The following is a 22,863-nucleotide window of genomic DNA, read 5'->3' as shown; positions in this document are numbered from 1 at the left end:
GCGAGGAAGATGGCCTGTCTCGGCGCCGTGGCTACGTGGAGGTGCTGCTGTGAGCGATCAGCGACCCTTCCCTGCTGACCTGATCGGCAATAAGTCGGCCCTTAGGGAATGGTTGAGGCGAGAAGTCGAGCCAACGACCGGTGACACTATTCCGCGCGACTCTATTGACCTAGCCATGGCGCAACGCTTTCGGCTTGCCAGGGCGTGCGGGATTGAAAGTCCTGTTCCACGACGTCGCGCTACTCTGCGGTTCCATGCCGAGGGTTCTGAACCTTCAGCGATGCCAGTTCCTCTAGCCGTTGCGCTTATCGGTGACTTCCAAGGAATGATCACTGCGGCAGCGGAGTCGCTGCGTGCAAAAGCAATCGAGCAGGGTGGGACGAGGAAGGCTGCTCGCCGGAAGGCGCTTCGTAGTTCAGTCGAATTGATGTTTTCGCCGCAGCCAACACCAGGATCTACCGTCTTCCACTTGTGGCAGAAGCCGCAAAATCCGAGTAATCAAACGGCAGAAGATCAAGGGACTCTAGACATCGAAGGCGGGCCACCTCTGGTGGATATCGCCATTTCTAGGGTGATCGATGTGTGGGACTCGGCGCGATCTGATACACCGTCTATCGCTGAACTGCGAGATGCCCTCGGTCCGTTGGGAATTACGCATGCCGGCCGTCTTCAGACACTGATTAAGAACCTACTTGAGTAAAACGGCATCCGCTCAACTCGTCTTCACCGTCGCGAGGCCGCCTTCTTGGAATCAGTCGTAACTAAGGTGAGTGAGTAGACCGAACGAATCACTCTTTCAGGCGTCCTCCGAACGGTCAGCAATCTCCGCAAGGTGGATCTGCAACTTGAGGACGAACGAATCATTACCGCAGAACTAGACCCCAGCCTTACAGACGAAAGCCTCGGGCAGTTTTACATGAAGCCCGTATCAGTGGTTGTCGAGGTGCAAACCGTGTGGCAGAACACCTTGGGCAGAGCGAAGCGAACCTACACCTTCTTGAGTATCGGCCCACGAGGTCAGTAGAGGTGTGATTGCGCCTCTATGTGAGACCGAAGACTACGGCCGGTCACTAACACACGCGGACGGTGGAGCGACTTTGGCCGGGAGCTGCTTTGGCGCGAGTGATCATGGCCTCGTAAGCTTTCGGCGCGTCGGGCAGTCTGTGGACCTGCCCGGTAAAGCACGACGTTGGGGCCATGATCTGCGAGGCTCGCGCCGAAGTGGCTGGCTAAAGTCCAAGACCGGGAAGTTAGCCGGTGGCGTGGTGTGTCAAGGGCGAGATGGGCTGGGTTGACGTGGCAACGGAGCCCCTGTCGGACTGTGAGTGTCGAAGTCGCAGTCGGAGGGGGCTCCGTTGTCTGTTCAGTGTGCCACCGCGCCGCGGTCGCGTGGCCGGTCCGGGGTGTGGAAGCCCGGTCAGTTGGGGGTGTTGACCCGGTGGGTGCCGCCGGTTCTGGTCGATGAGGTGCTGGCCGCCACCGGACGGTTGGAGAAGCGGGTGCGGCTGCTGCCGGCCCGGGTGGTCGTCTACTTCGTGCTGGCCATGACCCTGTTCGGTGACTGTGGCTACCGAGGGGTGTGGGCCGCGCTGACCGCCGGGATGCCCGGTCCGCTGGTGCCTGATCCGTCGGCGGCGGCACTGCGGCAGGCCCGCCGCCGTCTGGGGACCGCGCCGTTGGCGTTGTTGTTCGACCGGCTGTGCGGCCCGGTGGGTGCCGAGGGGACGCCGGGGGTGTTCTGGCGTGGTCTGCGGGTGGTGGCCTGGGACGGCACGAGTGTGGAGGTGGCCGACAGTGCGGCGAACGTGTCGCACTACGGACGCCATGCGAAGGCGACGAGCCGTCCGGCTGGCTATCCGCAGGTGCGGCTGACGGCCCTGGTCGAATGCGGCACCCGGGCGCTGATCGGGGCTGTCTTCGGGCCCATGCACGACAAGGAACTGCCGCAGGCCCGCCGCCTGCTGCCTGCTCTGCGTCCGGGGATACTGCTGCTGGCCGACCGTGGATACGACGGATACGAAGCCATCCGAGACGCCGCCTCTACGGGAGCTGACCTGCTGTGGCGGGTCCAGTCCGGACGCCTGCTGCCGGTGATCCAGCCCTTGGCGGACGGCAGCCACCTCTCCCAGATCCTCGACCGCCGCTCCGGCGACCGCCTGGCCGCCTGGCAGCGCCGCAAGCGCTCGACACCGCCGCCTGCGCTCACTGCCATGACCGTGCGTGTCATCCGCTACCAGGTCACCGTCACCACCACCGACGGCCAGCAGCGCACGAGCACGGTCCGGCTCATCACCACTCTCCTGGACCCCGTCCGCTACCCCGCGGCCGAACTGGCCGAGCTCTACCACCAGCGGTGGGAGATCGAGACCGCCTACTACGGACTGAAAGTCACCCTCCGCGGAGCAGACCGCGTCCTGCGCTCCCACACCGTGGGAGGCGTTGAGCAGGAGATCTATGCCCTGCTGACCGTCTTCCAGCTCACCCGCACCGCGATCCACGACACCGCCCACAGCGCTGGCCTCGACCCCGACCGCCTCTCCTTCGCCATCGCCCTGCGCACTGCACGCCACACGGTGATTACCGCCGCCGTTCCCGCCCCCACCCCTCCAGCCACCGCGGCCCTGGCCGTCCTGCTGCATCCCCGCAACCTCACCGACCGGCGCAGACGCTCCCGCATCAGCCCCCGCTGCGTGAAACGCACACTCTCTCCCTACGCCTACAACAAGACAGCAGGCAGCGTCGGTCGCAAGGCACCCGCCACGATCACCATCACCCTCACACCACAACCCACCCCAACAGACACGGCCAGCCCCTAACTTCCCGGTCTTGGGCTAAAGTCGTGGAACCGGCCGCCCCAGCCACAGACGTTTGGGCCTTGGCCCCCTCTTAGGCGAGCCTTTCCAGCCCGAGCTTGGCCAATCGCGATCGGATGGCACTGGGCTTTCGGCCGAACCGCTCCCCGAGGGCGTCAAAGTCACGTTTCCCTTCCTGGTAGAGAGCAACGAGCTGTGCGTCGTCCTCCGGCGACCATGGGTGGCCCATCCGCGGATAGCGGGCACGTAGTTCCTCCGGGGACTCTCGCTTCCTGCCGGCATCGCCCTGGGGACAGACGGACTCAATCATGTCGATCGGGAACTCTCCGACGTGGGTACCAGCGAGCCAAAGGTTCAGGTTGCCATCGTCGAATGTGATGCGGTCGGCTTGGACGGTGACCGCTCGTCGAAGCACGTCGCTGTCGCCTGGGTCCTCGTGGTAGTCGGTGAACGTGAGACGGAACGCTGCGCGCATGGTGAATTCCCCCATGGGGCTCATCCTGGCTCGATCAATGCGTATGCGAAAGCTCAGTTTTCGCCCATGCCCGCGGCACGCAGCGGCCGCCGGGCGGGGCCGCCGCTGGCGAAGACAGGGCGGCGGCCCCGCCGACAAGGCGGCGCGCGCCCGCGCCGTGCGCGGGCCTTGATGAAGTAGAGAAACTTGTACCGCGCTCAGAGACGGCCGAGTGTCCGGTCCCGGGAGATGCTTGACACTTCGGTCCCAGCTGATGGTTGACAGTGGCCGTGATCGGCTTTTCTGTGCGCGTCGTTGCGGCGTGTGGCAGGAGGCCGGGATTGGCGCTGGTGGAGTTGTCGGTAGTCGAGCAGAGATACCGCGCTGTGCTTGCGGTGCTGGCGGGGGCGACGGTGACGGAGGTCGCCGCCTCGCTGGGGGTGTCCAGGCAGACGGTGAGCGGGTGGAAGTCCCGGTATGAGGCCGCCGGTTTGGCGGGGTTGGCGGATCGTTCCCGTAGGCCGGTTTCGTGTCCGCATCAGGCCTCTGCTGAGGTGGAGGCGGCGGTGTGCGAGTTGCGGCGCAAGCATCCTGGGTGGGGTCCGCGGCGGATCGCCTTTGTACTGAAGCGCTGCGCTGGCGCTATGCGGAATGGCTCGTCCGAACCGGGCAGGTGCCGCCCTCCCCAAAGTAAGCGGCGGGGATAGCTCAGCCGTCCCCCTGTGCGATGGCGTAGTGCATACACCGATGCCCCCTTGATGGTCTGGAGGGGGCAATCGCGCGCGGGTGGGTAAGGCCGGGGGTTAGCGGGCCAACACGTCAGCGCATTAAGCAAGAGTTGATCTTCGGGATGCCGAAGACCACCAGGTTGCTGCGCACCATCTCGCTGTCCAAGCGGTGTGTGGCCGCGCTTGAGGAGCACCGGGAGATACAGCGCCGGGAGCGCGCTGCCGTTGGCGACAGGTGGAATCCGTCACCTGTGCAGCCGAGCGGGTTGGTCTTCACCACCCCGACTGGCCGTCCCACCCAGGGGCGGATGCCCGGACCATCACGGAAACGTTCGGTCACAGCACGATTACGATGACACTCGACACGTAGGCGCACGTGATGGTGACGACCCTGAAAGCCGTCGCTGAGCGCATGGACGACGCACTGGCCTTGGATGAGGACGAGTAGGGCGACGGCGGCGCCACGCAGTCCCTGCAGCGGTCTGAACCGCCTGTTGATGTCAGCCGCTGATGTCAGAGGCCCCCTGGGAAGATCCCAGAGGGCCTCTGACCAGTGTCGGGACGACAGGATTTGAACCTGCGACCCCTTGACCCCCAGTCAAGTGCGCTACCAAGCTGCGCCACGTCCCGGTGCCCGTTCGGCCTGGCCTGTCGCCCGGCCGCTCGCGCACGAGAACAATACCGCACCTCAGGGGGTGCTTGCCCACCCGCCACCGTCCGATATGGCGAATCAGGCCACGGTGGGACATGTGCGACTACTCGTGCATCACCGGTGACGCGACAGGAAGGGGAGGGGAGGGGAGGGGAAGGGAGGGCCACTGGGCACTCCGCGTCAGCGGCCTGTCACCGTAGCGCCCGTCCAGCAGACTGCGTCTCCCTGCGAGACATCTGGGGTAAGTGTGACAGATGGGACTCGATGCCCTCGGGCGTCATGGGAGCTCAGACTCGACTCGAGGGCTGACTTCGTTCGGCGACCGGGCAAGGACAGCCATCGCATTCTGTGTCAGCACCCCCGCCCACGGCTGCGGTCATGGCCGCCGCGGACGCGTACCAGCCGCAGCGGGCATATCGATCACCCTGGGAAATCGAATGATCACCCAGAGACGCAAGGAGCGGCTTGTCGCAGTTCCTCAGGCATGCTTCTCCAGCCATGCCAGCAGGTCCTCCCGCACCTCCTCCCGGTTCGTCTCGTTGAGGATCTCGTGCCGGGCCCCTTCGTAGCCCTTCCACGTCAGGTCCCGCGTGCCGAGGTAGCGGAAGTCCTCCAGCAGCTCGTACACCAAGGTCATGCCCTGGTTGCAGGGATCCTCCGTGCCGACGGCGATATGGACCGGCAGATCCGCCGGGATGTGAGTCAGGTTCCGCGGGTCATTGATCTTGCGGACCGCCCGGACCCAGTCCAGCGCCAGCCCCGCGCTGAACGGAAAGCCGCAGCACTCGTCCTCCACATACAGGTCGACCTCGGACTCGTCGCGCGAGAGCCACTCGAAGCCGGTGCGGTGCTCGTACGAGTCGTTGAAGGACGCGAACAGTTCGGAGATGTACGACGAGAGTGCCGTACGCCCGTTCTCCGCGATCTCGCGCTCCAGGCGGGCGACCGACCGCTCCGTCTCCGCGCCCGGCAGCGACCGGAACGTCCCCGAGAGGATCAGCCCGGCAAGCTCGCCGCCGTACTCCTGTGCGCAGTCGCGCGCCAGCATCGAGCCCATGCTGTGTCCGAGCAGTACCAGCGGCACCCCCGCGTGCTCGGCCCGGGCCCGGTCGCCGATGGCCCGCAGGTCCGCCACGATCGCACGCCAGCCGTCCTCCCCCACCACACCCCGTCCGCCGGTCGACGCCGCCGTCGCGCCGTGGCCGCGGTGATCCGAGGCGATCACGCCGTAGCCGTTTCCGGCGAGAAAGCGCGCAAAGCGGTCATAGCGCAGGGCGTGTTCGGCGGCTCCGTGTGCGATCTGTACGAGCGCCCGCGGACGGCCGCCCTCCGGCAGCCAGGTGTACGTCGCCACCCGGACCCCGTCCGTGGCTGAGAAGTGATCCGCATTGGCCTTGGCGGTACCTGTCATACCGTCGCCTCCTGGGGAGCATGGGGAAAGGGTGCCGGTGATCGACCTTCCCCCTCGCCTGCTCTCGTACGCCGGCATCCCGCAGACCGTCTCAGACCGTCACGGCTGTCGGCCGCCGAGGCGCTGCGTACGGCGGCGGTGCCGCCGGCCCGTGCTTTCGGTGCGGAACGGGATCTGGGCACGGTCGAGGAGGGGAAGCTCGCGGACCTGACGGTCCCGGACGGTGATCCGTTCACGCACTTCGACGCCCTGGTGCGTACGGTCTCGGTGCTGCGGGGCGGGATGACCTTCACACAGTCGGAGCTGGTGTCGGCGTTCTCCGGGACGACCGGTACCTCACGGCCGCCCCGGCCACTGCGCGAGCGGGACTGGCTGGAGGCCGGCCGGCAGCTGCGCCGCGACAGCTGCTGCGACGCCGGGGCCTGACCGAGGGGCCCGGCCGTCCAGCCTTCCGGCCACCGCCCATGTGTGGATCGAAGCCGGTCTCGAGGCTGCGAACCGAAGCCGTGCGGGGAGCCGTTGGCTCCCGGCTCCCCGCACTTTTTGCGGATCCGGTCGGCGCTCGCCGGGAAGTCCTACTCCTGGCCACCGCATCCACGGCGGACGGTCAGGACGCTCTCGAGCGCACCGAGGAGAAGCATGAGCGCCTCCACACTCCCCTACTACGAAGACATCTCACCCGGCAGCGGAGCGCTGCCGCCGCGCGCGTGGTTCGCGACCTCCGACGCCGCGCGACTGAGCCTGAACGGGACCTGGCGTTTCCGCCTGTCACCGACGGCCACCGCGTACGACGAGTCCTTCGCCCGGAACGACTTCGACGACTCCGGGTGGGACCACCTGCCGGTACCCGCGCACTGGGTGCTGCACGGACACGGCGCCCCCGCCTACACCAACACGGCCTATCCGTTCCCCGTCGACCCGCCGCGGGTGCCGACGGAGAACCCGACCGGCGACCACCGGCTCGTCTTCGACCTGCCCGAAACATGGCCGGAGGCGGGCGAGGCGGTGCTGCGCTTCGAGGGGGTGGAGTCGTGCGCCCGGGTGTGGCTGAACGGGCAGGAGCTGGGCACGTTCAAGGGCAGCCGGCTGCCGCATGAATGCGCGGTCGGCGGGCTGCTGCGGCGGCGCGGCAACGTAGTGGCCGTACGGGTGCACCAGTGGTCGTCGGGCAGCTATCTGGAGGACCAGGACCAGTGGTGGCTGCCCGGCATCTTCCGCGATGTGACACTTGTGCACCGGCCCGGGCAAGCGGTGCGCGACGTCTTTGTGCACGCCTCCTACGACCACCGCAGCGGGCGGGGCACCCTGCGGGTCGATGCCGAGCCGTCAGGCCGGGTGAGCGTGGCCGAGCTGGCGCTGGACCTGGCCACGGGAGAGACCGCGACCGTGCCGGTCGAGCCGTGGACGGCGGAGACGCCCCGCCGGTACGACGCGTGGCTGGCCACCGCGGGCGAACGCGTCCGCCTGCGCATCGGTTTCCGTACAGTCGCCGTCGAGGACGGCGTGCTCAAGGTCAACGGCCGGCGGATCCTGTTCCGCGGCGTCAACCGGCACGAATTCCACCCCGAGACCGGCCGGGCCCTGGACGTATCGACCATGCGCCGCGATGTGCTGCTGATGAAGCGGCACAACATCAACGCCGTGCGGACCAGCCACTATCCTCCGCACCCCGCCTTCCTCGAGCTGTGCGACGAGCTGGGTCTGTGGGTCATCGACGAGTGCGATCTGGAGACCCATGGCTTCCGGGCGGTCGGCGAGCGCGGTAATCCGGTGGACGACGACCGCTGGACGCCCGCGCTGCTGGACCGCGCGGCCCGGATGGTGGAGCGCGACAAGAACCATCCCAGTGTCATCCTGTGGTCGCTGGGCAACGAGTGCGGCAGCGGCCGCGGCCTGAGCGCCATGGCCCAGTGGATCCGCCGGCGGGACCCCTCACGGCCCCTGCACTACGAGGGCGATCCGTCGTGCGCGGACGTGGACGTCTACTCCCGCATGTACGCCCGGCACAGCGAGGTCGAGCAGATCGGCCGGCGTGCCGAAGAGCCGCTCGCCGACGCGGAGTTGGACGCCCGGCGGCGGGCGATGCCGTTCATCCTCTGCGAGTACGCGCACGCCATGGGCAACGGCCCGGGCGGACTGTCCGAATACCAGCGGCTGTTCGAAACGTACGAGCGTTGCCAGGGCGGCTTCGTCTGGGAGTGGACCGACCACGGCATCGCCCGGCGCACAGCCGACGGACATCAGTGGTTCGCCTACGGCGGGGACTTCGGCGAAGAGCTCCACGACGGCAACTTCGTCTGCGACGGGCTTCTGTTCCCTGACCGCACCCCCTCCCCCGGCCTGATCGAGTACGCGAAGGTCATCGAGCCGGTCCGCATGAGCGGCGATGGCACATCCGGCACCGTCAGGATCACCAATCGCCATGACTTCACCGACCTCTCCCATCTGACGTTCACCTGGGCCTATGAGGTCGAGGGCCAGGCCGTCGCCAAAGGGCCCCTGGCCGTACCGAACTTGGGCGCCGGTGAGTCGGCCGAGCTGAAGCTGCCCGCACCGCCGGAGACGGACCGTACGGGCGAGGCGTTGTGGACCGTACGGGCCCTGCTCGCCGCCGACACAGCGTGGGCGGAGGCCGGGTACGAGATCGCCTGGGCCCAGCTGGCCGCTGGTCCCCGGCCCGCGTCCCCTACGACCGGTACAGCGGCCTCACCTCGCACAGGCGCCGGTAACCTCGTCCTGCTCGGCCCGGGCACCTTCGACGTGGCGACAGGCGAACTCCGCCGCCTGGGCGAATTCCGGATCGCCGGCCCGCGCCTGGACCTCTGGCGGGCTCCCACCGACAACGACGAGGGCGCGCCCTGGCAGCCGGACCTGCGCATGGGCCCGGTGTGGCGGCGGCTCGGGCTGCACCGGATGCGGCACCGGATCGATGCGGTGGCGCTCCATGACGACGCGCTGCTCGTACGCGCCCGGGTCGCTCCCGCTGCCACCGACCTCGGCCTCGCCACCACCTACCGATGGACCGCCGACGGCGATGTGCTGCGGCTGACCATGTCGGTGACGCCCGAGGGTGAGGACTGGCCGTGCCCGCTGCCGCGGCTGGGGATCCGGCTGGGCGTGTCCGGGGGCCTCGGCCTCGCCGAGTGGTACGGCGGCGGGCCGGGCGAGGCGTACCCGGACACGCGCGCCGCCTCCCGGATCGGCCGCTGGACCCTGCCGGTCGATGCGATGCAGACCCCGTACGTCCGCCCGCAGGAGAACGGGGCGCGGGCGGACGTACGGTGGGCGCAGCTGCGCGACGAGGACGGCTCCGGCATCCGGATGGCGGGCGACCAGCCGTTCTGGTTCACCGCCCGCCGCTGGACGAGCGAGCAGCTGGACGCGGCGGCGCATACGACGGATCTGCGGGCGGGCGAGACTGTGTGGGTCAATCTCGATCACGGGCAGCATGGCATCGGCAGCCAGTCGTGCGGCCCGGGGGTGCTGCCGCAGTACCGGCTTGAGGTCGCGCCGGCCGAGTTCTCCTTCGCCTTCTCGGTCCTGGCCAGGAAGGGGGACCGCTGAGGCTAAGCCCGGTCGGATGTGGCGGCGGTCGCCCCGGTGTCCGGTACGGCCTGTTCCGCCGGCAGCCTCGGCCAGCCGTGCGGCGGCGGTACGGCGACCGCCCGCCACCAGTGGTCGACGACGTGGTCGTCCGCGGGCTCGAACGGCATGCCCGGGCGGGGCACGGCGACCTTCGCCGCGGCGTCCCGGGCCGCCGCCACGGTGCGCTCCGCGGGCTCGGCCCACGGGTGCGGGGCAAGGTTGAAGGTGCCCCAGTGGATCGGCAGCAGGGTCCCGGCCGGCGTGCCACCGGACAGATCGGTGTGCGTCAGCAGGCCTTCCTCCGGCGTCATATGGATCTCGGGCCAGAACTCGCTGTAGGCGCCGATCTGGATCATCGTCGCGTCGAACGGCCCGTACTGGGCGCCGATGTCGGCGAAGCCGGGGAAGTAGCCGGTGTCGCCGCTGTGGAAGATCCGGTGTACGGGCCCGGCCACCACCCAGGAGGCCCACAGGGTGGGCATGCCGCCGCGCAGCCCGCGTCCGCAGAAGTGCCGCGCCGGCGTCGCGGTCAGCGTCAGGTCCCCGACCTGCGTCGACTCGTGCCAGTCAAGCTCGACGATCCGCTCCGGCGCGACGCCCCAGTGCTCGAGGTCGGCGCCGACCCCGAGCGGTACCGCGAAGCGGGTGCCCGTACGGGCCAGGGCCTGGACGGAGGGCATATCGAGGTGGTCGTAGTGGTCGTGGGAGATGACCACGACGACCACCGGGTCGAGTTCGGTCAGCGGCAGCGGAGCGGGGTGCAGACGGCGCGGACCGGCGAAGGTGAAGGGCGAACAGCGCTCGCCCCACACCGGGTCGAACAGCACCCGGTGGCCGTCGATCTCCGCGAGCACGCTGGAGTGCCCCATCCAGGTCAGCCGCAGCCCGGAGGCCGGCGGCTCGCCCCAGTCCGCGGCGGTCGGCCGGTGCACGGGGATGGGGGCGGCGGGCATCCTGCGCAGCCGGTCGTCCCGGGCCAGCTGGGAGCGGAGCAGGGGCAGGGCGGACCCGGGGAGCATGGTGCGGGTGGGGACCGGGTTGCGGAACTGCCCGTCGACGAAGTTGGGGGACTGCCGGATGCGCTCCAGCCGCTCCCCGGCCGGGTCGGCGCCGAAGGACGCGGGCCGCAGCGAGGCCAGTCGGGAGGGTCGGGGGCGGGATCCGGGCACGGCACCTCCAGGGTGAGGATGGCGGGGAGCGGGCGCCGGGGGTTCGGCGGCGCTCCTGTGCACCATTATGAGCGGCGGTGTGCCACCCCGGCCTCCGGGTTGCGGGGAGCGGGCAGGCCCCGGTGCCGTCACCGTGGGCGCGGGAAGACGCGCCGCTCGGCTACCCGCCGAGCAGCCCCCGCAGGCCCGCGTGGTCGCTGTCGACTTCCCGCTATGACGCGACGGGTGTCACCACGGTGAGCGAAGGCCGGTGCCGCCCGTGGGCGCACCTCGCCGCACGGCGCGAAGCGGCGGCCGGCGGCGCTCACAGCGAACCGTGACCGGGTCGGCTGCCCCCCTTGTCACTGCCCCCGGGGGCGGCCTCGCTCCTGGCGCGCGGGAACAGCTCACCGTTCATGCCCCCATGGTCTCTCCCACCGGGACCTACTGAATGACGATTCAGTCAGCGGCCCCGTTGACAGGTGGTTCCGCTCCCTCGGATACTGACCGAGCATTCAGTTGCAAGCTGCTGTTCCGCGGCCGGTGCCCGCACCCCTCCTGGCCACGCCGCATCACCGACCTGCGAGGAGACAGCCCGGTGTCCACCCCGCTGCTGACCACCACCTGGACCGACCTCGTCACCGGCCGCCAGGGCTTCCTCGTCATCGACCGGCTGGTACGCGGCGTGTGCAGCGGGGGCCTGCGGATGCGCGCGGGCTGCACCCTGACCGAGGTCGCCGGGCTCGCCCGCGGCATGACGATGAAGGAAGCCCTGCACTACGACCCGGACGCCCGCTACATCCCGCTGGGCGGCGCGAAGGGCGGCATCGACTGCGACCCGCAGGACCCGGAGGCGTACGGCGTACTCGTCCGGTATCTGCGCGCCATGCGGCCGTACATCGAGCACTTCTGGACCACCGGCGAGGACCTGGGGCTCACTCAGGACCGGGTCGACCGGGCCACTGCCGAGGCCGGGCTGGTCTCCTCCATACAGGCCGTGTATCCGCTGCTGGACGACGAGCAGGCGGCACGGCAGCGGCTCGCCGACGCGTTCGCCGTCGAGGTGGACGGCATGGGTCTGGACGAGCTGGTCGGCGGCTGCGGAGTCGCCGAGTCGGTGCTGGCCGCGCTCGACCGGGCCGGGGTGGCGTACGCGGGGACGCGGGTCGCGGTCCAAGGGCTCGGCACGATGGGCGGGGCGACCGCCCGCTTCCTGGTCCGCGCGGGCCTGACGGTGGTCGCCGTCGCGGACGTCAAAGGGACGATCGCCAACCCGGACGGCCTGGACGTCGAGGCACTGCTGGCCGCCCGCGACGGTTACGGCGCCGTGGAGCGGTCAGCGCTGCGCCCGTCGGACACCGAGCTCCCCGGCACGGCATGGCTGGAGACCGAGGCCGAGGTGCTGGTCCCGGCCGCGGTCTCGTACTGCATCGACACCGCCAACCAGCGGTCCATCCGGGCCGGTTGGGTGGCCGAGGCGGCCAACATGCCCGTGCTGCCCGAGGCCGAGGAGCTGCTCGCGGCGCGCGGTGTCACCGTCCTGCCGGACGTCGTGGTCAACTCCGGTACGAACGCGTGGTGGTGGTGGACGCTGTTCGGGGACATCGGCGCCGATGCGGAGGAGGCGTTCGCCCACATCCGGCGGTCGATGCGGGCGCTGATCGACCAGGTGCTGACGCGGGCCGAGGCAGACGGCAGCACGCCGCGCGCCGCCGCACACGCGATCGTCGCCGACCGGCTGCCGGTCATCACGGAGCGCTTCGGCCAGCACCGGTGAGGCCCCTCGCTGAGCGGGAGCGAGTCCGTACGGCACCGGCCCGGACGCCCTCGCGCAGATACGGCAGCTGCGGGTGCGCCGGGTCGCCGCTCTCCGGCGGGCCGGCGCCCGCATGCACGCATCCCGGGAACCAGCGGTCGCGAATCCTTCACCTTCGCCCGCGCGATGGCGCCGCCCTGGTCAAAGGGCATCGCTGACGACCAGGTGCCGAGGAGCGGTGGCCTCGTGGCGCACTGACGCACACGCGCAGGTCATGTGCCACCGGCCGTTGCCTCCATTTGGACCGATGGCTCTCCCCCTTTCGGGGTCGATCATGCCCCACGTGGGGCAAACGTGATCTTTTCGGCGTGCGAAGACGTGCCCGGGACAGTCTGATGAGCCCGCGGACAGCATCGTCCGCACGTCAATTTCGCGGTGGTCCCACCCCTGTCCCCGGTGGGTACACCGCGCTAAGGAAGGAATCGTCGATTATGCACCTTCAGAATTCGGCTCCCGAGGGCAAGGGCTCGGGTGCCTCTCGCAAGCGGCGTCTGGTTTTCCGGACCTGCTTGGCGACCATGACCGCAGGCGCCGCCCTCGGCGGTCTCGCGTTCGCTCCCACCGCACAGGCCACCGCCCAGAAGACGACTGCCATCCCCCAGCACGGCCTTACGGCGTTCCTCAACAACGGGACCTTCACTCCCCCCGTCTCCGAGGTGTTCGTCCAGGCCTGGGGCGGCGGCGGCGGAGGCGGCGGCGGTGGCGGCGGCGCGCTCACCGGCATCACCGGCCACGGTGGCACCGGAGGCGGAGGCGCCTCGGGCGGTTTCGTCTGGTGCAAGATCACCCTTACCCCGGGAACCACATACGCGGTGAATGTGGGCACCGGCGGCGCGGGCGGCACGGGCGGCCCGGGCGGCGACACCACTAACGTCGACGGGCAAGCTGGGCAGCCCGGCGACCCGGGAACCGCCACCTGGATCAAGAATCTGTCTCTCACCAACACCATCGTCCAGGCGGGCGGCAGTAACGGCGGTGCCGCCGGTGGCGGGGCCACCGTCATCCCCCCTGCGGACGGTGGCGGAGGTGCTGGGGGTATCGGCACCACCACCAACTTCTGCGACGGCCCGCCCGCGGCTCTGGACCGGTTCGGCAACAACGGGCTGGACGGCGGCGACGGCGGAACGGGCGGTCCCGCCGTCGACGGCATCATCCAGCAGCGCCCTGGCCGATCGCTCGGCGGCAACGGCGGCGAGGGCGGCAACAACATTCCGACCGTCAACGGCGAAGCCGGCGATGGGGGCCAGCCCGGCGGGAACGGCTACGTCGTCATCTACTGGTAACCCGGCCTGACGCGGTATCGGGGACCGCGCTCGGCCGCTAGCAGCAGCGCCCCGCCCACTGCGACAAGCAGGTGGCGGGGTTGCTGTGTGCGAGGGCCGCGCCTGTAGCGTCACATGTCACCAATGGCGGCGCCGGCTGCTGTCTCGTACGGCATCGGCGCCGCCAATCCCCCTCCTCTGCCTGACCGGTTGGTGGTCGTGGCGCCAAGCATGCCCGTGCTTCCCGACGCCTCGAAAACCGCTCGCCGCCGCCCCTTTTCCCCGCCCGCACGAGGCGCGCCGCCAGTACGTGGTTGAACCAGGGCGCCGAGACCCGGAGCGGGCAGAGACCCCATGTGCCGCCGCCGGGTGCGATTGCCGTGACGGCCACAGCCACCGGCCGCGCCTCCCAACGGGTCATCGCTTGCCTGAAGTTCATGCGCCCACCTGGCTCAAGCATCGCGCGCGTGACGTGCGAACTCCTGCGCGGGACGGTGTGATGAGCCTGCGGGCGGCATCGTCCGCACACCCTCTCTGCGGTACTCCCACGCCAGTCCCCGGCGGACCGCCCCCACGACTCCCGGAAGGATCGTCGAACATGCATCTCCAGAACTCCGTGCCCGAAGACAACCTGCCAGGCAGTGCCCGGCGGGCGGGCGCCGCACGCAAGCGGCGTCTGACCTACCGCGCCTGCTTGGCGACCATGACCGCAGGCGCCGCCCTCGGCGGCCTCGCGTTCGCTCCCACCGCACAGGCCACCGCCCAGAAGACGACTGCCATCCCCCAGCACGGCCTCACGGCCTTCCTCAACAACGGGACCTTCACTCCCCCCGTCTCCGAGGTGTTCGTCCAGGCATGGGGCGGCGGAGGCGGAGGCGGGGGCGGCGGCGCTGCCCAGGGCACCCTCGATCCGCCGGACTTCGAGGGCTTCGGTGGCGCCGGCGGCGGGGGCGGAGCGGGCGGCTTCGTCTGGTGCAAGCTCAACCTCACCCCAGGCACGACGTACACGGTGACCGTGGGCGAGGGCGGAGCAGGCGGCGACGGCGGCCCCGCCACCGCTGTGGGTGATCACACCGGCGACGACGGCCAACCCGGCGATCCCGGTACCTCGACACAGCTGAAGAGTCCGGCCAACACCCCGTTGATCACCGCGCACGGAGGCGGTGGCGGGCAAAACGGCGCTGGTGGGGCGAACGGGACCAATGGCCTCGCCGGCGGCGGCGGCGTCGGCGGCTTCGGTAACACCTGCAGCCCCGGCGCCCCCGGCGGTCTGGACCGACGCGGCGACAGCGGAGTACCGGGACGGGGCGTCTTGTCCCCCGGAACCGGCGGTGCCGCCGTCGACGGCATCATCGCCCAGCGCCCAGGCAGAACAATCGGCGGCAACGGCGGCGAAGGCGGTCCCCTGATCTCCACCGTGAGTGGCGGGGCGGCCGGCGAAGACGGAACGGCAGGCGGCGACGGCTACCTCGTCATCTGGTATTAGCCAACGCCGGGCCCAACGCGATGACCGCGTTCGGCCGCCGACAGCAGCGCCCCGCCGCCTGTGACAAGCAGACGGCGGGGCGCCGTACGCAAGGCATCCGCGGGATCAGACGTCCGGAATGACCGCGGCGTTACGAGAGCCCGGCACGTCCGCATCGCCGCGATCCCCCGTACCGTCGGCCTGCGTCTGCGCCTCCGCCGCCACCGCACGCCGGCGGGCCGGGGCGCCGAGTGCGTAGAACGCCAGCCCGATGCCGAGGAAGAGCAGCAGCGGCACGATCTGGCTCAGGGTGTACTGCAGGCGCTGGCCCGCGAAGCTCTCCGGCAGGGAGTCCGCGGCGGAGCCCTCCGTACCGAACCAGCCGACCCCGAAGCCCGGCCAGATCAGCACCACCACCGTGAACGCGACCAGCCCGGTGGCAAGCGCCGTGACCAGCCAGGCCCCTGCCTGGCCGCCCGGCACCCGGTACGGGCGCGGCGCCCGCGGATACTTGCGGCGCAGCGCCACCAGGCTCGGGAAGGTGATGGCGTACGAGATGAACGTCGTGGAGATCGCCAGGCCGAGCCCGGCCGTGAAGTACTTCTCTCCGTTGCCGCCGGTGAGGTTGAGCGCGATCACCAAGAGGGCCGAAGCCATGACGGTGGACAGCAGGTTCACCCGTACCGGCGTGCCGTACCGCTTGGAGATCGTGCCCAGCCAGGCGGGCCCCGCGCCATCCGCGCAAGCGACGGCCTGAGCCCGGTCGGCGCCCATCGACCAGGTCACGGCGCTGGTCAGCAGCCCGACGATGAGGCCGGCCGCCGCGACGCCGCCGAGGACGGAGCCCGCGCCGGTGAGGGTCACGGTGCCGTCGGCGGCGATGTGGCCGCCGTAGACGGTGAAGACCGCCTTGCAGGCGTCGATGAAGCCGCCGAGGCTGCCGATCTTGTCGCTCGGGAGGACGAAGAGGATGCCCAGGATCGGGCCGCCGTAGAGGAAGAAGGCGGCGAAGCCGGAGCGCAGGATGGACAGCGGGATGTCGCGCTTGGGGTTCTTCATCTCCTCGGCGGCGGAGCTGGGCAGTTCGAAGCCGACGTAGTTGAAGATCAGCACGGGGACGAGGGCGATGAAGCCGGCGTAGGTGGGGGTGAACTTCCCGGCGGGCAGCGGATGGACGCCGTGCTGGACCGCGAAGACGACCACGGAGACGAGGAAGAAGCTCAGCAGGATGATCCGGGCGATGGCCCCGGCGGTGGGGATCCACTTGCCGACCCGAACGTTCAGCACGACGGCGAGGGCGGTGGCCCAGATGAAGGCCAGTCCGGCGGCGTACTTCCACAGGCCGGGCAGGGGCGTGAAGAACTCCTCCCAGGTGGTCAGGGCCAGGATGCACAGACTTCCGCCCAGCCAGACGGGGTTGGAGATCCAGTACAGGACCTGGTTGAGGCCGGCGGTCGCCCGGCCGAAGGCGAGACGGGTCCACACATACGGTCCGCCCTGGACGGGGAAGGCGGCGCCGAGTTCGGCGACGAGCAGCCCGTAGGGGAGGAAGAAGGCGAGGGCCAGGATGGCCATCCAGGTCAGCCCTTGCGGGCCCTGGGCCGCGACGGATCCGATGGTGTCGAGGCCGACGAGCGTGCAGATGAGGAAGAACAGGACGTCGAAGCGGCGCAGGTCCTTGTGGAGCCGGCCACGCTGTTCACCCCAGCCCTGGGAGAGGTCGGGCGCTTGGGGTGCCGGGGAACGAGGAGGTGCTTCAGTCACGGGGAGTTCTCCTACGGGCGTCACTACCGGGCGGGCGCCGGGCATTACTTACTGAACGCACAGTTAGTAGTGATCGACTGTGGCCCTCGCCACACAGGGGTGTCAATAGTCCGGACAGCAGCTCGTGACCGGGCCGGATCGGCAGGCCGCCGCGCGTGTGTAGGGTGACGCTGTGGCAAGAGTCCGATTGAGCGTCGAGCAGCGGCGCGAGGAGCTGCTGCGTGCGGCAGTCGAGCAGATCGAGGTGCGCGGTGTCGCGGCGCTGCGCATCGCCGACGTGGCGGCCGCGCTGGGCGTGAGCAACGCCCTGGTGCTGTACCACTTCTCGACGAAGGAGAAGCTGGTCGCGGCGGCGTTCGAACACGCGGCGCAGGCGGATCTGGCGCGGCTGCGCACCCTGCTCGGCCGGCGCGGCAGCGCGGTGCGCCGGCTGCGCGCCGCGGTGCGCTGGTACTCCCCCACCGGGCAGGCGAAGGGCTGGAAGCTCTGGATGGAGGGCTGGGCCGCGTCGCTGCGCGAACCGGTGCTGCGGGAGGTGACGCTGGGCCTGGACCGGCAGTGGAAATTGGCTCTCGCCGAGGTCATCGCGGAAGGCGCGGCCGCGGGCGAGTACGTCTGCCCCGATCCGCGGACCGCGGCCTGGCGGCTGACCGCGCTGCTGGACGGGCTGGCGGTGCAGATGACGGCCTTCCCCGGTGCGCTGAGCCGCCGGCAGATGGAGGCATGGGTGGACGACGCCCTCGCGCACGAACTGGGCCTGGAGCGCACGGCGCTGACAGCGTCCCGCTGACAGCCGCGCCGCGCTCACCGTATGGCCGATGCCGCGGGCGGCCGCCCGCGGCATCGGCCGCACTCACTGCTTGACGCCCACCCCGCCGTAGAAGGCAACCTGGCGAAGGTTCTCGACGTCAGGCAGCCGGCCGTCCGGGCGCCACAGCGGTACCTGCACCAGCCCCGGCTCCAGCAGCTCGTACCCGTCGAAGAACGGGATGATCTCGCCGTGCGAGCGCGCGGTGAGCATCGCCGTGGCGCCCTTGTAGAGCTCGGTGCCGTCGCTGTCGATGTGCTGGTGAAAGTCGGCTGTCCCGTGGCTCAGCACCAGATGGCTGCCCTTCGGCAGCGCCTCGCTCAGGGTGGCGACGATGCCGGCCGGGTCCTCCTCGTCGGAGACGAAGTGCAAGATCGCGACGAGCAGCAGGGCCACCGGCTCGTCGAAGGCGATGAGGTCGCGTACGACGGGGTGGTCGAGGATCTCGCGGGGCTTGCGGGCGTCGGCGAAGGCGAACCCGACGTTGCCGGTGTTCGGCAGCCGCGCCCCCGCGTGGGTGGCGACGATCGGGTCGTTGTCGACATAGGCCACCCGCACCTCGGGGTCGGTCTCCCAGGCCAGCTCATGGGGGTTGGGGGAGGTGGGGAAGCCGCTGCCGATGTCGATGATCTGGCGGATGCCGCTCCCCACCACCGTACGTACCGCCCGCTCCATGAAGTTACGGTTCGCCCGGGCGCTCGGGCGGGCGTCGGGGACCATCGCGATGACGCGCTCGGCGGCCTCGCGGTCCACCTGGTAGTTGTCGCGGCCGCCCAGGTAGTAGTCGTACATCCGGGCCGGGTGCGGCCGGCTGGTGTCTATCTCGTGGGCGGGGAAGCCGTGGTCGGTCACAGGGTGCTCCATTTCGATGCTCATTGCTGGTCAGGCGAGCAGGAAGTCGGCCTCGCCGGCCTTCGCGCCCTTGATGAACGTTTCGATCTCGTGGTGGCTGTAGATGAGGGCGGGCCCGTCCGGGTCGGTGGACTGGCGCAGCGCCACACGGCCATCGCTCAGCTTCATGGCCTCGACGCAGCTTCCCCCGTTGCCGCCGCTCCACGGCTTGTGCCAGCCCTCCGTCCCCAGGTCGGTGGCCGGCATGCCGTTGTAAATGCGATCCATGGATCAGATCTCCTTGCGAATGCCACTCAGGATGGCCTGGGTGGTGTGTGCAGGCGCGGCCTGCGCGCACATCCGGTCCAGGGCCTCCAGGAAGCCGGATACGTCATCGCGCTGGTCGAAGTACACGGCGCCGATCAGGCTCTCGGTGTACGCGATGTCCGGCAGTTCCTGGATCGGGAACCGGAAGATGTAGAAGGGCCCGTACATCGCCGGGTGCGGGCCCGCGGCGAACGGCATGACCTGGAGTCTGACGTTCGGCACCGACAGGGCGTCGGTCAGCCGGTCGATCTGAGCTCGCATGACCTCGGGTCCGCCGATGGGCCGGCGCAGCACGGTCTCGTCCATGACCACCCACAGCAGGGGCGGTTCGGCACGGTCCAGCAGCGCCTGGCGCTCCAAGCGGAGGGCGACGTTGCGCTCGATCTGGTCCTCGGGCTCATGCGGCATTCCCGCGCGCAGCACGGCGCGGGCGTAGTCCTCGGTCTGGAGCAGCCCGGGGACGTAGTGCGGCTCGTAGGCGCGGATGAGGTTCGCCTCGCCCTCGAGGCTGACGAACGCGCTGAACCAGTCCGGCAGTACGTCACGGAAGCGGTGCCACCAGCCCGGCCGGTTCCCTTTCTTGGCGAGGTCGAGGAACCCCTCGAGCTCGTCCTCGTCGGTGACGCCGTAGGTCTGCAGCAGCTTCTCGACGTACGGGAGTTTGAGGCTGACCTCAGCCTTCTCCATCCTGCGGATGGTCGCGTGGGTGACATCGAGGGCCTGGGCGGCGTCCTCGTACGACAGCCCCGCCTTCTGCCGAAGATCGTGCAGCCGCTTGCCGAGCACCATGCGCAGAACGGTCGGTGCGCCGCCGGATCGCGTCTCCACCACTACCGGTTCCCCTCCAACTGCCGCCGTTTGACGGCAGTGTGTCATGACGTCAGCTCAGCCGACAGGCTGTTCCTGTGACTCTGCAATTTGCAGAATGAACCTTGCCATGAGTCGGTAACGGGCGCATAGTTACCGAGTGGCTACCTCCCCTGACGCTCTTGGCTTAGCGCACTGCGGCGGCCTCGCTGCCGCGCCGCGCCATCAGGACACGTTCCAGCTGCCGGCGGACGGCGCGTCCGTCGCCGAGGCACGACGACACGTCGTGGCACTGCTGCTGACGTGGGGCGTCGACGGAGAGGCGCGCGACAGCGCGGAGTTGGTGGTCTCCGAACTCTTCACCAATGCCGTGCGGCACACCGACAGCGGGAAGGTGGTCTGCGCGCTGCTGGCGGAGACGGGGAGATTACGGCTGGAAGTGACAGACGAGGGCAGCGCGACGACACAGCTGCGCCCCGGGCCCGCCGACCCCGACGGGGAGGGCGGACGGGGACTGCTGCTGGTCGACGTCCTGTCGGAGGAGTGGGGAGTGCGGCCCGGCGAGGACGGCTGCGGGCATGTCGTCTGGGCGGAGTTGCGGTACGAGTCCGCCTCCGGCGAGGAGTACTGACCCGGAGCCTGCCCCCGAGGTCCCTTCTCGCACCCCGGCGCAGGGTCCGACGCTTCGCGTCGGTTACCAGCCGCCCTTCCGCCCTTCGAAGGGTGGGGAGGGCGGACTCGTAGGGAATCGGCGGCCACTGGAGCCGAAATCGCCGTTTCGTGCCGTGGAATCGTCGCAGTGCCGGGGCTACCGGCGCCGGTCTTGAGCCGGCCGAAGACAGGCCGTGCGGGCTGCCGTGACACAACGGCCGAGCAGCGCGAGCGGGGGACGTGTACGACGCCTGCGCGGGTCCCCCCCCGCTTCGGGTCTTCTGCGAGGACGACACCATCCGCCGCATCCGGCAGCGCGGGACACGCACTTATCGCCGCGCGGCGACCGCTCCGGGCACCGTCGCCGGCACCTTGGACCGGAGCCTAGAGCGGAAGCAGATCCGGACGCTTGGGTTCGACGTGGTCCCCCGAGGACTCACCCCGCAGCCGCCGCCCGATCCACGGCACCAAGTGCTCGCGCGCCCACTGGATGTTGTCCCGCCGCACCTCGGCCGGGGCCCGCTCCGGCTGCGGCGGCCAGGGCTGGTCGGGGTCGGCAGGCACCGGGATGCCCAGCACCTGAGCGGCGCGCAGGGCGACCCTGGTGTGCCCGTCGGGTGAGAGGTGCAGCCGGTCGGCGTCCCAGGCCCGCCGGTCCTGGACGGAGCGCAGCGACCACAGATCGAGCACCGGGCAGCCGTACCGGTCGGCGATGGCCCGTACGTGCGCGGTGTAGGTGGCGATCTTCCCGCGCAGGTGCCGGAGCACGGGCACGCCCCGGGTGTCGAAACCGGTGCAGACCATGACCGTGCCGACGGCGCTCGCCAGGTCGGCGACTGCCGCCTCGAAACGCTCGGCCACATCGTCCGGGTCACTGCCCGGCCGGAGGATGTCGTTACCGCCGGCACAGAAGCTCACCAGATCCGCGCCGAGTTCCTTGGCACGCGGCACCTGTTCGGCGACGATCCGGTCGAGCAGCCGCCCGCGTACGGCGAGGTTGGCATAGCGGAAGTCGCGGCCTGGCCGCTGGTCGGAAAGGAGAACGGCGAGCCGGTCGGCCCAGCCGATGAACGTGCCGTCGGGCCCAGGGTCACCGACCCCCTCGGTGAAGCTGTCACCGACAGCGGTGTACGACCCGATAGCGCCACTGATGTCTGATGTCGAATCGTCTGCCACGGCACCACATGATTCACCGCACGAAGTGACCTACGCCACCGTAACCAAGGGTTGACGGGGCGTGATATTGACCACCGCCGGATCGGGCCGCACTCGAGCCGACACGGGAGAACAGGGGCTCGCAGCCGAACTGATTGCCCCAGGAATCCATGTCGTATCGTCGTGGAGGTCCCCACCGCCGGCAGCCGTAGCGACGGCCGACAGCCAGGAGAGCGCCCGTGACGCAGACGCCGCAGGTCCCACAGGTCCCATCGACCGAAGAGCCCAAGCTGGCGGAGGTGCGCAACTTCCGGGACGTCGGCGGGCTGCCGACCGTGGACGGCAGGCGCGTACGGCACGGCGTCCTCTTCCGCAGCGGGCATCTGGCGCACGCGACCCCCGAGGACGCCGCATTCCTCGGCTCCCTCGGCCTGCACACCATCTTCGACTTCCGCAACTCCGCCGATGTCGCGCTCGAGGGCCCGGATGTGTCCCTGCCCGGTGTGCGGCATGTGAGCCTTCCGCTCACCGACCCGGCGCACGGTGCGAAGTTCTGGAAGATGGTCCGCGACGGCGATGTCGAGCAGCTGCGCAGCGCACTCGCCGACGGCAAGGCCGCGGACCGGATGGCCGCCACGTACCGGTACATCGTCCGGGCGCGGACCGCCGAGCACAGCCGGGTGCTGCACGCCCTCACCGAGGACAGCATCCCGGCGCTGGTGCACTGCGCGGCCGGCAAGGACCGGGCGGGCCTGTCGATCGCCCTGACGCTGGTGGTGCTGGGGGTCGAGTGGGATGCGATCGAAGCCGACTACCTGGCGAGCAATGCCGCCCATCGGCGCTACCGGGTGCGCCGCGGCGACCAGTCCGAGGCCGAGATGTCGCCCGAGGTCAGGGAGCTGCTGGCGCCGCTTTTCGACGCCCGCGCGGAGTATCTGGCGGCGGCCTTCTCCGCCATCGAGGAGACCTGGGGGACGGTGGACGCCTACGTGAGCGAGGGGCTGAAGTTCTCCCCCGCCCACCGCGAGCGCCTGCGCGAACGCCTCCTGGACGGGGCCTGAGGCCACTCCTGCGCGCCGCCGCCCCCTGAGGGGGGATCTGGCTTCGCCGCGGCTCCCGGTCAAGGCCCGGGGGAACTACCGCCTGGCGGGGGCCCAGTGGCCCCGGGGCCCCTGGTGCCGCGTCG

Annotated in this window: 17 protein-coding genes, 1 tRNA gene and 2 pseudogenes; 11 read left to right on the top strand and 9 right to left on the bottom strand. The window is 69.9% G+C overall.

All coding sequences use genetic code 11. The features are described 5' to 3' along the window. The first annotated feature begins 49 nt into the window (after positions 1-49). Both ACY34J_RS18900 and ACY34J_RS18895 read left to right on the top strand, forming a co-directional pair. Entirely contained in the window at positions 50-700 is a 651-nt protein-coding gene (locus ACY34J_RS18900; protein ID WP_462727645.1) for a hypothetical protein, read from the top strand. 727 nt (positions 701-1,427) lie between these two features. Beyond that, on the top strand, positions 1,428-2,816 hold the full coding sequence (locus ACY34J_RS18895) for an IS4 family transposase (protein WP_462727686.1): 1,389 nt from the start codon (positions 1,428-1,430) through the stop codon (positions 2,814-2,816). A 70-nt stretch (positions 2,817-2,886) separates the two neighbouring features. On the opposite strand, the gene ACY34J_RS18890 is transcribed toward ACY34J_RS18895, so the two are convergent. Further along, positions 2,887-3,303 carry an SANT/Myb-like DNA-binding domain-containing protein gene (locus tag ACY34J_RS18890; protein ID WP_462727644.1) on the bottom strand — a complete coding sequence of 139 codons (417 nt, stop codon included), beginning with the start codon at positions 3,301-3,303 and terminating at the stop codon, positions 2,887-2,889. Between the two features lie 311 nt (positions 3,304-3,614). Between ACY34J_RS18890 and ACY34J_RS18885 the strand changes: the two are divergent. Continuing rightward, a pseudogene (locus tag ACY34J_RS18885) lies at positions 3,615-3,899 on the top strand (helix-turn-helix domain-containing protein); the annotation flags it as partial. Between the two features lie 652 nt (positions 3,900-4,551). On the opposite strand, the gene ACY34J_RS18880 reads toward ACY34J_RS18885, so the two are convergent. Further along, positions 4,552-4,625, bottom strand: a tRNA-Pro gene (locus ACY34J_RS18880). A gap of 500 nt (positions 4,626-5,125) precedes the next feature. Then, on the bottom strand, positions 5,126-6,058 hold the full coding sequence (locus tag ACY34J_RS18875) for an alpha/beta fold hydrolase (RefSeq protein ID WP_462727643.1): 933 nt from the start codon (positions 6,056-6,058) through the stop codon (positions 5,126-5,128). Positions 6,059-6,163: 105 nt separating this feature from the next. On the opposite strand from ACY34J_RS18875, the pseudogene ACY34J_RS18870 reads away from it, so the two are divergent. Together ACY34J_RS18870 and ACY34J_RS18865 are read left to right on the top strand one after the other, a co-directional pair. Further along, positions 6,164-6,484, top strand: a pseudogene (locus tag ACY34J_RS18870) (amidohydrolase family protein); the annotation flags it as partial. A 213-nt stretch (positions 6,485-6,697) separates the two neighbouring features. After that, on the top strand, positions 6,698-9,622 hold the full coding sequence (locus tag ACY34J_RS18865) for a glycoside hydrolase family 2 TIM barrel-domain containing protein (protein WP_462727642.1): 2,925 nt from the start codon (positions 6,698-6,700) through the stop codon (positions 9,620-9,622). A gap of 2 nt (positions 9,623-9,624) precedes the next feature. Here ACY34J_RS18865 and ACY34J_RS18860 read toward each other — a convergent pair whose 3' ends face one another. After that, the gene (locus tag ACY34J_RS18860) at positions 9,625-10,812 is read right to left on the bottom strand and encodes an MBL fold metallo-hydrolase (RefSeq protein WP_462727641.1); all 1,188 of its coding nucleotides are present in this window, start codon (positions 10,810-10,812) and stop codon (positions 9,625-9,627) included. Positions 10,813-11,389: 577 nt separating this feature from the next. Between ACY34J_RS18860 and ACY34J_RS18855 the strand changes: the two genes are divergently transcribed. The 3 genes from ACY34J_RS18855 to ACY34J_RS18845 all read left to right on the top strand — a co-directional run bounded on the left by ACY34J_RS18855 (position 11,390) and on the right by ACY34J_RS18845 (position 15,355). Beyond that, positions 11,390-12,568: a Glu/Leu/Phe/Val dehydrogenase dimerization domain-containing protein gene (locus ACY34J_RS18855; protein ID WP_462727640.1), complete on the top strand. Its 1,179-nt coding sequence runs from the start codon at positions 11,390-11,392 to the stop codon at positions 12,566-12,568. Positions 12,569-13,038: 470 nt separating this feature from the next. Then, entirely contained in the window at positions 13,039-13,890 is an 852-nt protein-coding gene (locus ACY34J_RS18850; protein WP_462727639.1) for a hypothetical protein, read from the top strand. 577 nt (positions 13,891-14,467) lie between these two features. Next, a complete protein-coding gene (locus ACY34J_RS18845) occupies positions 14,468-15,355 on the top strand; it encodes a hypothetical protein (RefSeq protein WP_462727638.1) in 888 nt (295 codons plus the stop codon). A gap of 105 nt (positions 15,356-15,460) precedes the next feature. On the opposite strand, the gene ACY34J_RS18840 is transcribed toward ACY34J_RS18845, so the two are convergent. Continuing rightward, the gene (locus ACY34J_RS18840) at positions 15,461-17,098 is read right to left on the bottom strand and encodes an APC family permease (RefSeq protein ID WP_462727637.1); all 1,638 of its coding nucleotides are present in this window, start codon (positions 17,096-17,098) and stop codon (positions 15,461-15,463) included. Between the two features lie 172 nt (positions 17,099-17,270). Here ACY34J_RS18840 and ACY34J_RS18835 point away from each other — a divergent pair, with 172 nt between their 5' ends. Next, the gene (locus ACY34J_RS18835) at positions 17,271-17,888 is read left to right on the top strand and encodes a TetR/AcrR family transcriptional regulator (protein ID WP_462727636.1); all 618 of its coding nucleotides are present in this window, start codon (positions 17,271-17,273) and stop codon (positions 17,886-17,888) included. 63 nt (positions 17,889-17,951) lie between these two features. On the opposite strand, the gene ACY34J_RS18830 is transcribed toward ACY34J_RS18835, so the two are convergent. Genes ACY34J_RS18830 through ACY34J_RS18820 form a run of 3 tightly spaced genes read right to left on the bottom strand, consistent with a single transcriptional unit; the run spans position 17,952 to position 19,853 of the window. Then, a complete protein-coding gene (locus ACY34J_RS18830) occupies positions 17,952-18,770 on the bottom strand; it encodes an SAM-dependent methyltransferase (RefSeq protein WP_462727635.1) in 819 nt (272 codons plus the stop codon). A gap of 18 nt (positions 18,771-18,788) precedes the next feature. Then, complete coding sequence (locus ACY34J_RS18825; protein WP_462727634.1) at positions 18,789-19,025, bottom strand: DUF397 domain-containing protein; 237 nt, start codon at positions 19,023-19,025, stop codon at positions 18,789-18,791. Positions 19,026-19,028: 3 nt separating this feature from the next. After that, positions 19,029-19,853: a helix-turn-helix domain-containing protein gene (locus tag ACY34J_RS18820; RefSeq protein ID WP_462727685.1), complete on the bottom strand. Its 825-nt coding sequence runs from the start codon at positions 19,851-19,853 to the stop codon at positions 19,029-19,031. A 178-nt stretch (positions 19,854-20,031) separates the two neighbouring features. On the opposite strand from ACY34J_RS18820, the gene ACY34J_RS18815 reads away from it, so the two are divergent. Next, positions 20,032-20,502 (top strand): ATP-binding protein, encoded by a 471-nt coding sequence (locus tag ACY34J_RS18815; RefSeq protein WP_462727633.1) that lies wholly within the window; start codon positions 20,032-20,034, stop codon positions 20,500-20,502. 404 nt (positions 20,503-20,906) lie between these two features. On the opposite strand, the gene ACY34J_RS18810 is transcribed toward ACY34J_RS18815, so the two are convergent. Continuing rightward, positions 20,907-21,698 (bottom strand): SGNH/GDSL hydrolase family protein, encoded by a 792-nt coding sequence (locus ACY34J_RS18810; RefSeq protein WP_462727632.1) that lies wholly within the window; start codon positions 21,696-21,698, stop codon positions 20,907-20,909. Between the two features lie 218 nt (positions 21,699-21,916). On the opposite strand from ACY34J_RS18810, the gene ACY34J_RS18805 reads away from it, so the two are divergent. Continuing rightward, entirely contained in the window at positions 21,917-22,738 is an 822-nt protein-coding gene (locus ACY34J_RS18805; RefSeq protein ID WP_462727631.1) for a tyrosine-protein phosphatase, read from the top strand. Positions 22,739-22,863 lie beyond the last annotated feature (125 nt).

The sequence above is a fragment of the Streptomyces sp. HSS9-12 genome (assembly GCF_054963655.1).
Note: the sequence above shows the minus strand (reverse complement) of the source record. Positions and strands in the feature narration are given on the sequence as shown.

Excerpts from the sequence above, each read along its gene's own strand:
- ACY34J_RS18890 (WP_462727644.1), bottom strand. The coding sequence starts at position 3,303 with ATGGGGGAATTCACCATGCGCGCAGCGTTCCGTCTCACGTTCACCGAC.
- ACY34J_RS18875 (WP_462727643.1), bottom strand. The coding sequence starts at position 6,058 with ATGACAGGTACCGCCAAGGCCAATGCGGATCACTTCTCAGCCACGGAC.
- ACY34J_RS18865 (WP_462727642.1), top strand. The coding sequence starts at position 6,698 with ATGAGCGCCTCCACACTCCCCTACTACGAAGACATCTCACCCGGCAGC.
- ACY34J_RS18850 (WP_462727639.1), top strand. The coding sequence starts at position 13,039 with ATGCACCTTCAGAATTCGGCTCCCGAGGGCAAGGGCTCGGGTGCCTCT.
- ACY34J_RS18845 (WP_462727638.1), top strand. The coding sequence starts at position 14,468 with ATGCATCTCCAGAACTCCGTGCCCGAAGACAACCTGCCAGGCAGTGCC.
- ACY34J_RS18830 (WP_462727635.1), bottom strand. The coding sequence starts at position 18,770 with ATGGAGCACCCTGTGACCGACCACGGCTTCCCCGCCCACGAGATAGAC.
- ACY34J_RS18825 (WP_462727634.1), bottom strand. The coding sequence starts at position 19,025 with ATGGATCGCATTTACAACGGCATGCCGGCCACCGACCTGGGGACGGAG.
- ACY34J_RS18820 (WP_462727685.1), bottom strand. The coding sequence starts at position 19,853 with ATGGTGCTCGGCAAGCGGCTGCACGATCTTCGGCAGAAGGCGGGGCTG.